The sequence below is a fragment of the Longimicrobium sp. genome, from assembly GCA_036389135.1.
In the GTDB taxonomy this organism is placed as follows: Bacteria; Gemmatimonadota; Gemmatimonadetes; order Longimicrobiales; family Longimicrobiaceae; genus Longimicrobium.
On record DASVQP010000108.1, the window covers coordinates 1 to 14,940 of the forward strand.

General features: G+C 70.6%; 15 protein-coding genes. 4 read left to right on the forward strand and 11 right to left on the reverse strand.

Annotated elements, in window-relative coordinates; genetic code table 11:
• Positions 1-278: 278 nt before the first annotated feature.
• The 6 genes from VF584_22295 to VF584_22320 all read right to left on the reverse strand — a co-directional run bounded on the left by VF584_22295 (position 279) and on the right by VF584_22320 (position 7,246).
• Positions 279-683, reverse strand: coding sequence for a hypothetical protein (locus tag VF584_22295; protein ID HEX8212922.1), 405 nt, complete (start codon positions 681-683; stop codon positions 279-281).
• An 88-nt stretch (positions 684-771) separates the two neighbouring features.
• Positions 772-2,451 carry a peptidoglycan-binding protein gene (locus tag VF584_22300; protein ID HEX8212923.1) on the reverse strand — a complete coding sequence of 560 codons (1,680 nt, stop codon included), beginning with the start codon at positions 2,449-2,451 and terminating at the stop codon, positions 772-774.
• Between the two features lies 1 nt (position 2,452).
• On the reverse strand, positions 2,453-3,679 hold the full coding sequence (locus VF584_22305) for a hypothetical protein (GenBank protein ID HEX8212924.1): 1,227 nt from the start codon (positions 3,677-3,679) through the stop codon (positions 2,453-2,455).
• A 225-nt stretch (positions 3,680-3,904) separates the two neighbouring features.
• Positions 3,905-4,789, reverse strand: coding sequence for a 3-hydroxybutyryl-CoA dehydrogenase (locus tag VF584_22310; protein HEX8212925.1), 885 nt, complete (start codon positions 4,787-4,789; stop codon positions 3,905-3,907).
• A gap of 300 nt (positions 4,790-5,089) precedes the next feature.
• Positions 5,090-5,902, reverse strand: coding sequence for a hypothetical protein (locus VF584_22315; protein ID HEX8212926.1), 813 nt, complete (start codon positions 5,900-5,902; stop codon positions 5,090-5,092).
• Between the two features lie 105 nt (positions 5,903-6,007).
• Positions 6,008-7,246, reverse strand: a complete 1,239-nt coding sequence (locus VF584_22320) for an acetyl-CoA C-acetyltransferase (protein ID HEX8212927.1) — start codon at positions 7,244-7,246, stop codon at positions 6,008-6,010.
• A 361-nt stretch (positions 7,247-7,607) separates the two neighbouring features.
• Between VF584_22320 and VF584_22325 the strand changes: the two genes are divergently transcribed.
• From VF584_22325 to VF584_22340, 4 genes are all read left to right on the forward strand, one after another.
• Positions 7,608-8,123, forward strand: a complete 516-nt coding sequence (locus VF584_22325) for a hypothetical protein (GenBank protein ID HEX8212928.1) — start codon at positions 7,608-7,610, stop codon at positions 8,121-8,123.
• Positions 8,105-8,470 (forward strand): DUF2085 domain-containing protein, encoded by a 366-nt coding sequence (locus VF584_22330; protein HEX8212929.1) that lies wholly within the window; start codon positions 8,105-8,107, stop codon positions 8,468-8,470. Before VF584_22325 ends, VF584_22330 begins: the two co-directional genes overlap by 19 nt.
• Before the next feature lie 78 nt (positions 8,471-8,548).
• Complete coding sequence (locus VF584_22335; protein HEX8212930.1) at positions 8,549-9,649, forward strand: quinone-dependent dihydroorotate dehydrogenase; 1,101 nt, start codon at positions 8,549-8,551, stop codon at positions 9,647-9,649.
• Complete coding sequence (locus VF584_22340) at positions 9,649-10,749, forward strand: hypothetical protein (protein ID HEX8212931.1); 1,101 nt, start codon at positions 9,649-9,651, stop codon at positions 10,747-10,749. Before VF584_22335 ends, VF584_22340 begins: the two co-directional genes overlap by 1 nt.
• Positions 10,750-10,997: 248 nt before the next feature.
• On the opposite strand, the gene VF584_22345 is transcribed toward VF584_22340, so the two are convergent.
• From VF584_22345 to hisZ, 5 genes are all read right to left on the reverse strand, one after another.
• Entirely contained in the window at positions 10,998-11,231 is a 234-nt protein-coding gene (locus VF584_22345) for a hypothetical protein (protein HEX8212932.1), read from the reverse strand.
• A 168-nt stretch (positions 11,232-11,399) separates the two neighbouring features.
• Positions 11,400-11,804: a hypothetical protein gene (locus VF584_22350; GenBank protein HEX8212933.1), complete on the reverse strand. Its 405-nt coding sequence runs from the start codon at positions 11,802-11,804 to the stop codon at positions 11,400-11,402.
• An 85-nt stretch (positions 11,805-11,889) separates the two neighbouring features.
• Positions 11,890-13,191 carry a histidinol dehydrogenase gene (gene hisD / locus VF584_22355; GenBank protein ID HEX8212934.1) on the reverse strand — a complete coding sequence of 434 codons (1,302 nt, stop codon included), beginning with the start codon at positions 13,189-13,191 and terminating at the stop codon, positions 11,890-11,892.
• 5 nt (positions 13,192-13,196) lie between these two features.
• Complete coding sequence (gene hisG / locus VF584_22360) at positions 13,197-13,841, reverse strand: ATP phosphoribosyltransferase (GenBank protein ID HEX8212935.1); 645 nt, start codon at positions 13,839-13,841, stop codon at positions 13,197-13,199.
• Positions 13,838-14,818 carry an ATP phosphoribosyltransferase regulatory subunit gene (hisZ, locus tag VF584_22365; protein HEX8212936.1) on the reverse strand — a complete coding sequence of 327 codons (981 nt, stop codon included), beginning with the start codon at positions 14,816-14,818 and terminating at the stop codon, positions 13,838-13,840. The genes hisG and hisZ overlap by 4 nt, the downstream gene beginning before the upstream one ends.
• Positions 14,819-14,940: the final 122 nt, after the last annotated feature.

Below are 14,940 nucleotides of genomic sequence, written 5' to 3' on the forward strand. Positions count from 1 at the left end.
CTTATAGGCGAGACCTCGACACGCGGGTCAGCATCCAGAGGATTCGTCCTGGACCGAAGCACACCGCCGCGCTCGTACTTCTCTCCCTATTCGTTTGCCGCGAACGGGGGCAATATTCGTAGCGCAGCGGTGCGTGTCAGCGATACGATTATCCGTCGGCGGAGTTATCCACAAGCCGCTGCGGGGAGTAACACGCCCCAGGCACTCTCCTCGCGGCTCATGGATAACTCCGGAGTAGCTATAAGGGGGCAGCGAGGAACGAGCGGGGGTGAGGGCCCCTACCGCCTCCGCACCCGCAGCACCGCCTCGTAACTCGGCACCGGCTTGCCGATCTCACGTCCGGGCTGCACTTCGAGCACCTCGATCTCGTAGGCGCCGTACGATGCGCCTTTCGGCTCGTCAGGCGTCGAGAGGATGGCGCGCGCGGCGGCGGTGCGCGGGGCGGTCAGCTGCACCTCCACCCGCGCGAATCCCGCGCGGATGCAGCGCGCGTTGATCGGGCAGCGCGAGTCCTCCGTGACGCGCACGAAACCCACGCGCAGCCCCTCGTCACCTACCAGCGCCCCCTGGCCGGCGCGCAGGCGGAACTCCTCGTCCAGCCCGGCGCGCACCTGCGTTCCGACGGGCGTGGTGGCGCAGGCGGAGACGATCAGCGCCAGGGCCAGCGTTTTCCAGACCTTCATCGATTCGCTCCTCGTGGAAATGCGGCGCGCCGGAGCCCGTGCGGGGTTCCGGCGCCTGTGGTACCTCGGTGACGGCCCCGGGTTTCAATCAGGGGAGATCCTTCAGCCACGCCTCCGCCTGCGCGGCAATCTTGTCCGCCTTGTCCAGGCCGTTCACCACCCGGCGGGCGTTGCGGAAGTCGCGCTGGTTGGCGTTCACGAACCGGTCCAGCCGCGCCCCTGTGTACGCACCTCGCGTCATCCCGTCCACCAGCACCCACGCCGAGAGCGCGGGCCAGTTCATGAGCACCGGCGGAAGCAGCTCCAGGTGGATGCCGGACCGCTTCGCGTACTGACGGTAGTTGTTGCGCCCGGTGAGCTGCACGTAGCCCCGGCCCTTGAACAGCCGCCCGTCGCCGGGCTTCGTGTTCCCCAGGTCCGAGCGCCCCTCGTACGCCGCGCCGCTGGCGTACTCCTCCAGCGTGGCGAAGCGGTCGGACTCGTGCTCGGCCGTGGCGAGCACGTACGCCAGCTGCGGCCTGGAGAGCTTCTGCGCCGCGGCGACCTGGGCGATGGCGTCCACGCTGCGCGACCGGTTGGCGGCGCGCTCGCCGCGGCGGAACTCGTACTCGGGCGGGATGTCCACGGCGAGCTTGCCCATGAACCCTTCCGGCGCCTGCGCGGCATCGGCCAGGCGGCGCGCGCCCGTCATGTCGATGGCGGCGTTGGAGGGGAGGCCCGCGGCGCTCCGAAAGATCTGCCAGGCGGCGTGCGTGCGCGGGCCCGCGGCGCCGTCCACGTCGTCGAGCGGGTTGAGGAGGTACACGGCGCCCAGCGCGCGCTGCACCGCCAGGGTCGTGTCGCCGCCCCACCCCGCGCCCACTCCGGTGATCTCGCGCAGGATCGCGATGGCTTCCTCCAGCGGCATGTCGCCGGAGCCCTGCGGAGGAGGCGCGGGGGGCGCGCTCGCGAGGTGCAGTGGCGCGGGCGTCGGTGCGGGCGGCGCGCCGAGGGCATCGAGCGCGGCCCAGCTCTGCGGACCGACGATGCCGTCCGGCACCATCTTCTGCTCGCGCTGGAAGCGGCGGACCGCCGCCTCCGTCTGCGGCCCGAAGACCCCGGCCGGCGACACGCCGAGCCGCTGCTGGACGACTTTGACCAGCGGGTGCGTCATTCCCCGGCGCAGCGTGGGTCGCCCGCCCGGGTGGGGCTCCTGCGCCGGGATCAGCGGCGGCGGTTCCGCGGTCATCGCCTTGGCGACCGCGGCTCGGAACTCCGTCATGCTGAAGACGGGGTCGGCTTTGCGTCCCGCGGGGAGCGCCCACTCGCGGTGCGCCACGCAGAAGTCCGCCCCGGTGCCGATGTGCTTCAGGATCGCCGCCACGCCGCGCACGTATGCGTCCATCTGCACCTTGGGCCACGGAAAGTCCAGGTGCGTGCCGCGGTTCTCCGCTTCGATCCCGATGAAGCTGCGGTTCCCCGTCTTCGTCCCCTTCCACTCCCCCGGCCCCGCGTGGTTGCAGAAGCCGGCGGCGACCACGTAGTAGGTGCCGTCGCGCCCCAACCCGAGCTGCGCCAGCGGGCCGGAGAGGTCGCTCCGTCCCTTCTTCAGCAGCTCCAGCGTGGGCATGTTCTCGTTGGACGCGGTGCCGGTGTGGTGGCACATCACGCCGACCACCTTGCCCATCTCCTTGCCCGGCACCCCGCGGTCTTCCCACCCCTTGGTCAGCGACACCTTGAGCCCGGCGTCGAGCAGCACCTTGGGCAGCCAGATCAGTCGGTTTTCCATGTTACTCGACGCCTCCGTGCGCCGGGGGAAGCTGCTCGTCCGAGGTGGGCACGTCGACAACCGCGCCGCAGCCGTCCAGCTCGTCGTCCGCGCCGTGCGCCGCGCCACAGGACGCCAGCAACGCCGCCGACGCGCCGGAGCCGACGGCCGCGGCGGCGCCCGACGGGAACGCGGCCGCCGCGGCGGGAGCCTGGGGCGGCGTCCCCCCTGACCCCGCGGTTGGAAGCTTGTCGTTCTTCCGGTCCTCGGAGCCCTCGTTCGGGCTCTTCTCGTTCGGCTTCACGGTGGAGCGGATCACCATCACCTTGTTCAGCATGTCGAACCAGAAGGGCGCGCCCATGGTGGCGGCGAACGCCGTCATCAACCATCCTATCACGGGGACGACCCACCACACCCAGAAATCCTTGACTGGATCGGGTCCCCGTGGCCGGACCTCCCGCCTCGACCATCCGATGGGGAGTTGGATCGAATTCAGCTGGGCGCGCGCCTCCTCGTAGCCGATGCCGGCGGTACTCCCAGCCGCATTCAGCGCCCCCGCGGCAGCCACCGCGGCGTCACGCGCGCCGGTGTCGTGGTACAGGTGCCGTGCGATCGCGGTCGTGTCGATGTTCAGCGTGACGGCCACGAAGAGGCCGATGACGAAGAGCACGCGGTGCGTCGACCGCTTGTACCAGCCGGAGACGCGGTCCATCGAGCTGTCGTACCACGCCTCCAGATTCGCCTGGGCGCGGTTCAGGTCTCCCTGCGCCGAGTCGATCGCGGTGAGCAGGGCGCGCTGTACCTTTTCGTTCTGCAGGCTCCCGACGCCGTCGCGAAGCGATTGCAGCGAGATGATGGGTGCCCCGCCGGAGCTGTTCTCAGGGGTGATGTCGCGGCCCCGCACGGCCAGGTCCATCAGCGCCACGGCGAAGCTGCGCGAAGGGATGTAAGAGGGCATCTTGCCCCCGCGCGCCAGCGCCCACGGCCGCGCCTGGCCGTCGCGCGCGATCCGCACCGTGTCGTAGTCGTTCTCGTACAGCGCGGCGACGAGCGGATGGTTGAACAGGTCCCTCGCGAGACCGTTCCCCTCCCGGTCGGCCAGCAGCTCGCGGATGCCGTGCTCCAGGTGCGCCGCGCGCGTCTTGAGCACCGATTCGATCCCCTCGCGGATCGCCGAGCAGATGATGCTGACCAGGATGAACACGAAGATGACGCCGACGGCGACGTCGAGGATGGTGGAGCCGAACATGGAGGGTTCCTCGCGGATGGAGGGAGCACTGCGGGATCTACAGGATGTGGCGCGAAAAGCCATCAATCAAGCCTCTCGTACGCAGCGCGGCGCCAGAGGGTTGGATGGACAGCCGCAAGTGATTTCCATTCCGGCCCATGGAAGACCCGGGAGGATGGCGTGAGGGCCCGGCGAAGCAGTTTCGCCGGGCCCTCGATTTTCGCGATGTCGTGCGGCGCGCCGGTCTCAGACCAGCTTCATCGCCACCGGCTCGGTGCCGCTGTAGTCGTAGAAGCCCTTCCCCGTCTTGCGCCCGAAGTAGCCGAGCGAGATCATGCGCTTGAGGAGCGGGGGAGAGGCGTAACGCTTCTCCTTGTACTCCTTGTACATGATGTCGCCGATCTTGTCGAGCGTGTCGAGGCCCACGAAGTCGGAGAGGATGAAGGGGCCCATCGGGTAGCCGGTGCCCAGCTTCATCCCCTTGTCGATGTCCTCGATGGTCGCCACGCCCTGCTCCAGCGCGCGGATGGCGTCCATCATGTACGGCACCAGCAGGAGGTTGACGACGAACCCCGAGTTGTCCTTGCAGACGATGGGCTCCTTCCCCAGCGACGCCGCGAAGTCGAAGGCGGTCTGGAACACGGCCGCGTCGGTGGCGATGGTCTTCACCACCTCCACCAGCTTCATCACGGGGACGGGGTTGAAGAAGTGCAGCCCCACCATGCGCTCCGGACGCTTGGTGGCGGCGGCCATGTCCGCGATGGTGAGCGAGGAGGTGTTGGAGGCGAAGATCGTCTCCGGGCCGCACACCTCGTCCAGCGTCTTCCACATCTGGTTCTTGAGCTCGAGGTCCTCCACCACGGCCTCGATGATGATGTCGCACTCCGCGAGGTCCTCCAGCTTCGTGGTGCCGCGCAGCCGCCCGACGATGGCGTCGCGGTCCTCGGCGGCCAGCTTCCCCTTGTCGACCGACTTCCCGAGCTGCTTCGAGATGCCGCCGATCCCACGCTCGCACACCTCGTCGGACACTTCGCGGACGATCGTCTCGTACCCGGCCGCGGCGCACACCTGTGCGATCCCGCTCCCCATCAGCCCGCACCCCAGAACCCCCACGCGCTTGATCTCGGCCATCCGGCGACTCCCTTGTTGGATATGTTAGGAACTGAAGTGCGTTAGTGCGCACAGACCCGTCATCCGGTTTTATTGTCATCCTGAGCGACGCGCTTCACTGTCCTCGCCTCGGCGCCAAACCATGGCGCGGAGCGAAGGATTCTACTGCGCGTGCCGAGGGGCCCGTCGTCACCGCCGTCCTCTTGCCTCACCGGCTAGATCCTTCGGTCGCCGCAGGAGTACGGCGCGCCACGCCGACTCCGATCGGGCGGGCTCCCTCAGGATGACATAAGGGGGTGCTCACGCGCTCACGCACTGCTTTTAGATCCCCAGCTGCCGCCGCCAGTCCGGGCGCTGCGGTGGCTTGGGGAGCTCGCCGTGCTCCACGCGGTCGAGAAAGGCTTCCAGGCGGTCCTGCACGCTGCCCGCGACGCCGCGATAGATGCCGCGCGCAAGGAGCATGGCGGCGCCGAAGATGGGAAACCCGAGCAGGAGCGTGGGGTCAGGCCCCATCATCGCCAGCGCGGTGCCGATGGCGGCCCCGCCCCCGCCCCCGCCGACCACCCCGCCCACCGTAAGCCCCGTGCGCATGGTGCCGAGTGGAACGGAGACCTCCACGAACGCCGAGTCCTGGTCCAGCGGCGAGACGTGCACGTCCACGGTTTTGAGGTCGAGCGTGGCGGCGCGCGAGCCGATCTTGGCGGCCGCGCGGCCCAGCGAGGCGCCGATCCCGGTGCCGCGCACGTAGCGGGTGCGGTCCGGAAAACGGCGCTGCACCACCATGAACTCGCACTTCACCAGGTACTCTTCCAGCGACATCCCCAGCGGCGCGGCGGGACGGCGGATGGTGCGCGAGGCGCGGACGGTGTCCGGCCCCATGACGCTCACCATCACCCCCTTCTGCTCCCGCGGCAGCCCGCGCACCTCGGCGATGGCGCGGCGGACGTGCGCAGGCTCCAGCCCCAGCTCCTTCCCGATCCGCATCACCTCCGCCTCCGGCAGCCCCTCCTCCGCGTCGCCGCGGGCGAACTGCAGCTCCGTGGCGCGCCGGATCACCGCCTCCAGCTCCTGGCTGGAGACGCGCCGGAGGCCGGTGCCCGGCTCGGGGGATGGTTTGGAGGGGAGATCGGGCATAAACCGAAGTGCTAAGTCCTAAGTGCTAAGTCCTGAGTGCTGGAACACCGCGTGAACACAGATGCAGCCCGGCACTTAGCACTTAGCACTCTGGACTGCCGTTGATCAATCCGCCGCGATCGCCGCTTCCGCGGCGGCCGGAAACGCCTCCACCACCACCGCGATCCCCTGGCCGCCGCCGATGCAGGCGCTCCCCAGGCCGAAGCGCTTCCCCTGGCGGCGCAGCTCGTGGAGGAGGTGCACGGTGATCCGCGCGCCGCTCATCCCCAGCGGGTGGCTCATGGCGATGGCGCCGCCCGAGACGTTGGTGCGTTCGCGGTCCAGGCCCAGCTCCTTTTCGACCGCGCAGTACTGCGACGCGAACGCCTCGTTGATCTCCACCAGGTCCATCTGGTCCAGGCTCATGTCGCCGCGCTTGAGGGCGAGGCGCGAGGCCGGCGCCGGGCCGATCCCCATGTGCTTGGGGTCCACGCCCGCGATCCCCCACGAAACCAGGCGGCCGATGGGCTGCAGGCCGTTGCGGCGCGCGTAGGCCTCAGACGCGATCAGCACCGCCGCGCCGCCGTCGCCGATGCCGGAGGCGTTGCCGGCGGTGACGGTGCCGCCCTCCTTGAAGTACGGCTTCAGCTTGCCGAGCATCTCCATCGTCGTCTCGGGACGCATGTGCTCGTCGCAGCGGAACTCCGTCTCGCCCTTGCGGCTCTTGAGCGTGATGGGGACGATCTCGCTGTCGAAGCGGTTCTGCTCGCACGCCACCTTGGCGAGCTGTTGGCTGCGATGCGCGTACTCGTCCACCTGCGCGCGGGTGATGCCGTAGTGGTCGGCCAGGTTCTCGGCCGTCACCGCCATCGAACAGCCGGCAAAGGTGTCGGTGAGCGCCTCCCACAGCGAGTCCTCGTACAGCTTGCCGACCGGCCCCAGCCGCTGCTCGCCCCACCGCGCGCCGCGGATGACGTGCGGCGCCTGGCTCATCGACTCGGTGCCGCCGCACAGCGCGACCTCGGCCTCGCCCAGCATGATCTCCATGGCGCCGGAGATGATGGCCTGGAACCCCGAGCCGCACAGGCGGTTCAGCGTAAGCGCGGGGGTGTCCTGCGTCAGCCCGGCGCGCAGGCCGATGTGGCGGGCGAGGTAGATGGCGTCCGACGAGGTCTGCAGCGCGTTGCCGAAGACGACGTGGCCCACCTCCTCCGCCGGTACGCCGCCGCGCTCCAGCGCCGCCTTCGCGGCGAAGACGCCGAGGTCGGTCGCGGAAAAGTCTTTGAGAGAGCCGCCGAACGTCCCCATTCCGGTGCGGGCGGCGGAAAGGAACACGACTTCGGTGTCTTTGCCCTGGGTTGCCATTGTGCTCACTTCCTATGAGGTGCGGTCGCTACGGAGCACGACAATATGCCCGCGCCGCGGGGTGCGTCGCAAGCGGTGGCCGGGGCACGGCCGTGGCGCGGCGGATGCTCCCGTAAAGCGGCTGTGCACATTATCTTGTGTGCGTGCGCCCGGGGTGCCGGGGGCTGAAGCCCCCGGCTGGAACCACGGGAAGACCGCTGAAGCGGTCTCGTGGGCCGAGGCGGCTCTCTCAGGATGACATTACGTTGGATCTCGCCGCCGTGTCCGCGCAGGCGGACTTTGTGCTGTCGTTGCCGCGAGTTCACTCGCCCCGGCGCCCTCTGCCCCACCCCCTCATCTCCCCACCCCACCGATTCTTCCGATGAAACGCTGCCCGTTCTGCGCCGAAGAGATCCTCGACGAGGCGAAGCTGTGCAAGCACTGCGGCTCGTGGGTCGCGCCAGAGCCGCCGCCGGCGGGGGTCGCGGCCCCGGCGCGTGTGGCGCCCGAGCCGGGTCCGCCGCCGATGCAGCTGGAGTATCAGACGGCGCAGTTCCCCAACACTTTCGCCGGACAGAAGCAGAAGAACGAGGCCCTCGCGCGCGCCGCGGCGAACGGGTGGACGGTGGAGAGCGAGACGCTCCTGCCCGGGCACATGAAGGGCGAGCAGGCGTGCTGCCTCGCGCTCATCTGCCTGCCGCTCGGCTTCCTTGCCGGGCGCACGGAGGGGGTGGTCAGCGTGACCTGCTCGCGGCCGATCCAGCCAAACCGGAACACGGCTCCGCCGCAGCTCCCCGCCCTGCCCTCGCAAACGGCGCTCGACCTGACGTGCCTCAACTGCGGCTACATCAACAGCCCCGGCCGGACGATCTGCAAGGAATGCAGGGAGCCGCTCTGAGGGCCGGGCAGGCGCTCGCCACGCGCCTCTTCGTCGCCAACCCGTACCTCGCGCTCTGGCACTGCCATCGCCGCTGCGAGCGCTCGTTCTTTGTGCGCGGGCGCCAGTTCGGCGTCTGTGCGCGGTGCACGGGGCTGCTCGTCGGCGGCGTGCTGTCGCCGCTGGCGGTGCCGCTCGGGGCCGGGTTCCTAGTCCCCGCCGCGTGCGCCGCGACGGTGCTCTTGGGGATGGATGGAGGGAGTCAGTTCGCGGGCTGGCGCGTGTCGTCGAATCCGATTCGGTTGTTGACGGGCCTGGCGGCGGGGTTGATGGGGCCCGCGGCGGTGCTCGCCCTGATCATCTCCTGAGACCCCATGATCGGACGGGCCCGGACCTCGCATGTGCGAACGGTCCGGGCCCGTTTTCAGTTCTCATCAGCCAAGCGAATGATCTACGACCTCCTGCGGCCGCTCCTCTTCAAGCTGCCGGCCGAGCGGGCGCACCACGTGGGCGTCACGGCACTGCACGGGGCGCTCGCCACGGCGGCCGCGCGCGATGCGGCGCGGGCGATGTACGCCGTGCGCGACCCGCGGCTGGAGGTGGAGCGCTTCGGCATCCGCTTCCCCAACCCGGTGGGGCTGGCGGCGGGGTTCGACAAGTCCGCGGAGTCGTTCAACGCGTTGGGAGCATTAGGGTTTGGGCACGTGGAGGTGGGGACGGTCACGGCGCTGGCGCAGCCCGGGAACGCGCAGCCGCGCCTCTTCCGCCTCCCCGAGGACGAGGCGCTGCTCAACCGGATGGGCTTCAACAACCCCGGCGCCGATGCGGTGTCCGCCCGTCTCACGCGCACCCGCGCGGAGCCGGTGCTGGGCATCAACATCGGCAAGAGCAAGGCGGCGGCTCTGGAGGACGCCACGGCGGACTACCTGCGCAGCTTCGACCTGCTGGAGCCGTTCGCGCGCTACGTCGCAGTCAACGTCAGCTCGCCGAACACGCCCGGCCTGCGCACGCTCCAGGATGCGGGTCCGCTGCGCGAGCTCCTGCGCGCCCTGCGCAACCGCGGCGAGGAGCGCGCCCGTGCCCGAGGCGCCACCGCGCGTCCCATCCTTCTCAAGATCGCCCCCGACCTCACCGATCCGCAGGTGGACGAGGTCGCCGGCATCGCGCTGGAGGAGGGGATCGCGGGGATCATCGCCACCAACACCACCGTGTCGCGCGACGGGCTGCGCACCCCCGCGGCGGGCGTGGAGGCGCTGGGCGCGGGAGGCGTGAGCGGCACCCCAGTGAGGGCGCGGGCGCGCTCGGTGGTGGCGCGCATCTACCACGGGACGGGAGGGCGGCTCCCCATCGTCGGTGTGGGCGGGATCTTCGACGCGGTGGATGCTTGGAAGATGATCCTGGCGGGCGCGTCGCTGGTGCAGGTGTGGACCGGGTTCATCTACCGCGGGCCGGGAATCGCGCGCGACATCAACCGCGGGCTCTCGTCGTACCTGGAGCGCGACGGCCTCCGCTCGATCGACGAGGCCGTGGGCCTCGCGCACCGCTGATGCCGGTTCGCCCGCGCACCGCACGCTTCCTCCAGAGCTACCTGCGCGGCGGCGCGGGCGCGTTCCGCGAGGAGGAGACGACCGTCACCGTCGCGGGCGAGGTGCGCGAGGCGACGCTTTACCTGCCGGATCGCCCAACGCGCGCGCCCGGATGGGTGGTGCTGCACGGCCTCACGGTGCCGGGGCGCCGCCACCTGGCGATGACGCGCTTCGTCCGCTCTCTGGCCTCGTCGGGCGCGGTGGTGCTGGTGCCGGACGTGCCTTCGTGGCGCGCGCTCAAGCTGGACATCGGCGCCGCGCGCGAGACGCTGGCGGCGGGGGCGCTGCACCTGTCCGGGCACCCGCGCGTGCAGGCGGGTGGCGTGGGGGTCATCGGCTTCTCCTTCGGCGCCACCCAGGCCCTCATCGCCGCCGCCGATCCGCGGCTGTCGGATGCGCTCAAGGCGGTGGTGGGCTTCGGCGGCTTCTGCGACCCGGAGCGGATGATCCGCGCGATCTTCACCGGCGAGCACGAATGGGAGGGCGTCGACTACCGGATGGACCCCGACCCGTACGGCCGCTGGGTGCTCGCCGGCAACTACCTGACGCTCGCGCCGGGCTACGAGCACATGCAACGAGTGCAGGATGCGGCCCTCGCGCTCGCGGTCGAGGCGGGCCGGCGCGGGGCCTTCGCGTGGGAGCCGGAGTACGACGCGATGAAGGACGAGCTCCGCGCCACCCTCGCCGCCGACGAGCTGCCGGTGTGGGACCTCCTCGCGCCCCCCTCCGGCGCGCCGCTCGATGATCTGGAGGGTGCGCGCCGCCTTGCCGCCGCCTTCGCCGAGGGCGCGGTCCGCCACGACCCGCGCGTGGACCCGCGGCCGTACTTCCCCGCCCTGCATGGACGGATCACGCTGAGCCACGGCCGCGAGGACCGGCTGATCCCCTTCACCGAATCGCTTCGCCTCACCGCCGCCCTCCCGCCGCAACTGGACGCCTCGTGCACGATCACGGGCCTCTTCTCGCACTCCGCCGGCGCTGGCGGCCTGCGCCCCCTTGCCCGCGCCCGCGAGACGCTGACGTTTGTGCGGCTGCTGAACCGGGCGCTGTATTCGGTGTGAACCGCTGAACACCGGGGGCCGGCGCACCGGGGGATGAACACCGGGGGCCGGCGCACCGGGGATGAACACCGGGGGCCGGCGCACCGGGGGCTGAAGCCCCCGGCTGGAACCACGGGAAGACCGCTGAAGCGGTCTCGTAGGCGCATGTTCAGGACAAGGAAAAGGGCGAGGCGTTTCGGCCTCGCCCCCGAGTCCGCGGAGGCGGACTTTGTGCTGTTGTTGCAGCGACTTCAGTCGCCCGGGCTCCCCTACTTGCCCCCGAACATCCCGCCCAGGCTGCCGCCGAGCTTGCCGAGATCCGGCATCCCACTGCCGCCGCCCTGCCCTCCCTCGCCGATCAGCCGGCCAAGGTTGCCGCCGACGGGCGCGGGAAGCCGCCCATCGAGGAACTCGATGGCGGTGCGCGCCGCCATCTCCGCCTTGTCCTTTGGAATGCCCGTCCGCTCGCTGATCTGCTGCACCAGCTCGTCGATCATCGCCATGCGTACCCTCCAAATCTGAGGCCGACCCGCAAATGTTTCGCGCCCCACACGCACGGACCGGGCCCGGCATCAACGCCCCCTCTCTCGATGACAGGAGGGCGCAGCCCTCTCCTGTTATCGGGAGAGGGGGCAGTCGAGTGTAACGAGACGGGGGTGAGGGCCCGCCCCTCAGTTCACCGCCCCGTTCCGGATCAGGTGCAGCGGGGCGATCACCTGCCGCTCCTCCCCCACGACCAGCTCGAACAGGTAGGTGCCCTCGGCCGGAAAGACGATGCGGTCGATGGGCATCAGGATGCGCGTCTGCGGCGGGCCCTGGTCCAGCTGCTGCTCGCTGACCTCGGTGTGCCCGCCGATGCTTAGCGCGGGGGTGCGCGACGGATCCAGCATCTCGATGGAGAAGTGCACGTCCCCCAGCTCCCCCGCGTCCCACTCGATCACGACGGCGAGCGTGACGCGGTCCTGCTGCGCCGGAAAGCCGGGGGCGTAGAGCTGGTGAAAGATCCCTTCGATGTCGATGCGCCCGTCCGGGCGCTCGTCCGCATGCTCGCAGAGCACGGCGTAGAGGACTCGCATTGCGATCTGGTTCCTATGAAAAAGTGAGTTAGTGCGTGAGTGCGTCGGTGCGCTTCAATCGCAGCGCACTCACGGACTAACTCACTTACGCACTGTGATTCAGCCTTGCCCGCACCGCCTCCGCATGCCCGTGCAGCCCCTCGGACTCGGCGAGGCGGATGACGTGGGCGGCGTGGGCGTGGAGGCGCTCGCGGGAGTAGCCGATCAGGGAGGTGCGCTTCACGAAGTCGTACACCCCCAGCGGCGATGCAAAGCGCGCGGTGCCGCCCGTGGGGAGCACGTGGTTGGGGCCGGCGAAGTAGTCGCCCATCGGCTCGGGCGACCAGGCGCCGAGGAAGATCGCACCGGCGTTGCGGATGCGGCCCGCCAGCGCCATCGGATCCGCCACCAGCAGCTCCAGGTGCTCGGGAGCGCGCAGGTCCGCGACGGCCGCGGCGGCGGCGAGGTCGGGGGCGACGATGATGGCCCCGTTCGTCTCCAGGGCCTCTCGCGCCACGTCGCGTCGCGGGTTGCGCTCCAGGAGGCGGTCCAGCTCGGCGGGGACGCGCTCGGCGAGGGCGGCGGAGGTCGTCACCAGCCAGGCGATGGCGTCGGGGTCGTGCTCCGCCTGGCCAATCAGGTCCGCGGCCACGTGCACCGGGTCGGCGGTGTCGTCCGCGATCACCAGGATCTCGGAGGGGCCCGCGACCATGTCGATGTCCACCTGGCCGAAGACCTGGCGCTTCGCCTCCGCCACCCATTTGTTGCCGGGCCCGACGATCTTGTCGACGCGGCCGATCGTCTGCGTGCCGTAGGCCAGCGCCGCCACCGCCTGCGCCCCGCCGATCCGCAGCACCTCCGTCACGCCCGCGACGTGCGCCGCCGCGAGGACCACGGGGAGCATCTCGCCGCCGGGCGCGGGGGAGACCATCGCGATCTCGTCGACCCCCGCCACGGAGGCGGGGATGGCGTTCATCAGCACGGACGACGGATACGCCGCGCGGCCGCCCGGGACGTAGATCCCCACGCGGCGCAGCGGCGCAACGCGCTGGCCCAGCACGCTTCCATCCGCGTGCAGATCCAGGAAACCGTGCTCGCGCTGCTTCTCGTGGAAGTCGCGGATGTTGGATGCGGCGGCGCGCAACGAGGCCAGCAGCTCCGGGTCGATGGCATCCGCCGCCGCCGCGAGCTCGTCCGCACCCACGCGTAGCGCGGAGGCGTCGGGCACCTCCAGCCGGTCGAAGCGTGCGGTGTACTCCAGCAGTGCATCGTCGCCGCGGGTGGCGACGTCGCGGACGATGGCGGCCACGGACTCGCGGAGCGCCGGGTCGTCCGTGGACGCGGCGGCGGCGAGGGCGCGCAGTTCGTCAAACGGCGGGCGGACGTGGAGCGTGCGGATCGCTGGCATCGAAGTCAGGCGGTGGATTCCAGCGCGCCCGCCAGGTCGGCGATCAGGCGCTGGTGCTCTTCCAGGCGCAGCTTGTGGCTCGCGCGGTTGACGATCAACCGCGCCGTGGAGCGGCTGATCTCCTCGAACACCACCAGCCCGTTCTCGGCCAGCGTGCGCCCGGTCTGCACCAGGTCCACGATCCAGTCGGAGAGGCCCAGCAGCGGCGCGACCTCTACCGAGCCGGAGATGTGGATCAGCTCCACCTGCATCCCCCGCGCGGCGAAGAAGCGGCGCGCGCTCTCCACGTACTTGGTCGCCACGCGCGGCGTGCGCCCGTGCGGAAGCTCCGGGTAGACGGCGTCGGCGGGACCGGCCACCGCGAGACCGCATCCGCCGAATCGCAGGTCCAGCGGACGCAGCACGTCCGGGTCGCTCTCGCCCAGCACGTCCAGCCCCACCACGCCCGCGTCCGCCACTCCGGACTCCACGTACGTCGGCACGTCGCCGCTCTTCACGGGAAGGAACTCGAATCTTCCGTCCGCCGATGGCAGGATCAGCCGCCGCGACGCCCGCGCCGACTCGTCCACCGATGCGCCGATCACGTCGAACAGCGTCAGCGCCTCGTCCATCATCCGCCCCTTGGGGAGGGCGATGCGCAGCGGCCTCATCCTTCCTCCGCCAGCAGGTCCGCCAGCTCGTCCGTCTCCAGCGCGAATCCGACAGCCGGACGGTCGGCGCCGTAGAGGGCGAGCAGCCCGTCGTAGCGCCCCCCGAACCCGATCGCGCGCCCCACGCCCGCAACGAACACCTCGAACTGGATCCCCGTGTAGTAGCCCAGCCCGCGAATCTCGCCCAGGTCGTACACGACGTGCTCGCGCTCCTCGTCGGTCAGCAGCGCATCGACGGCGCGAAGCCTTTCGATAGCGGCTTCGGCGTCCGGGCCGCTCGCCAGCGAGCGCGCGCGCAGGAGGACGTCGCTCCGCCCGATCAGCTCCGGAAGCTCGATCAGGGCACGCGCCACGGCCGCCGGCGCACCGATCTCTCGGGCGCCAGCCGCGAGCGCCGCGCGGTCCTTGCGATCCACCGCCGTGCGCAGCGCATCGGCCGCGTCGGGGGAGAGGCCGGCCAGCAGGGGGCGCACGAAGCGAATGTCGCCCAGGTTCACCTGGAAGTCGCGGATGTCCAGCGCCCACAGCGTGCGCAGCGCCAGCCGCAGCACCTCCACGTCCGCCGCGGGCGACGGGTCGCCGATCAGCTCGGCGCCGAGCTGGAAGGTTTCGCGGCGCCGCCCCATCCCCTCCGCCTGCTGGCGGTACACCTTGCCCGCGTAGCACAGCCGCAACGGCATCGGCGCGGACGCCAGTCGCGTGGAGACGACCCGCGCGATCGCCGAGGTGAAGTCGGCGCGCAGGGCCACGAGGCTCCCGTCGCGGTCCACGAAGCGGATCAGGCGCGAGGCCAGCTCCGGCCCCGCGCTGCGCGTGAAGACCTCCTCGAACTCAAAGGTCGGGGGGATGACCTCCTGGTAGCCTCCCTCCTCGGCCAGCGCGAACCAGGTGCGCTGCACGCGCCGGCGGCGGCGCACGTCCCCCGCGAGCAGGTCCTGCGACCCCGGCGGCACGTGCGAAATACGTGTGTTCGGCATAAGGCGGGGGAAGATACGGGCGCCTCCGCGGGCCGGCAACCAAAGGAATCACAACATATGATTACACCACGGCTTGCACCCTGGCACGCCCGTTGCCTTGTACGATTAGCGACAGCTGTATC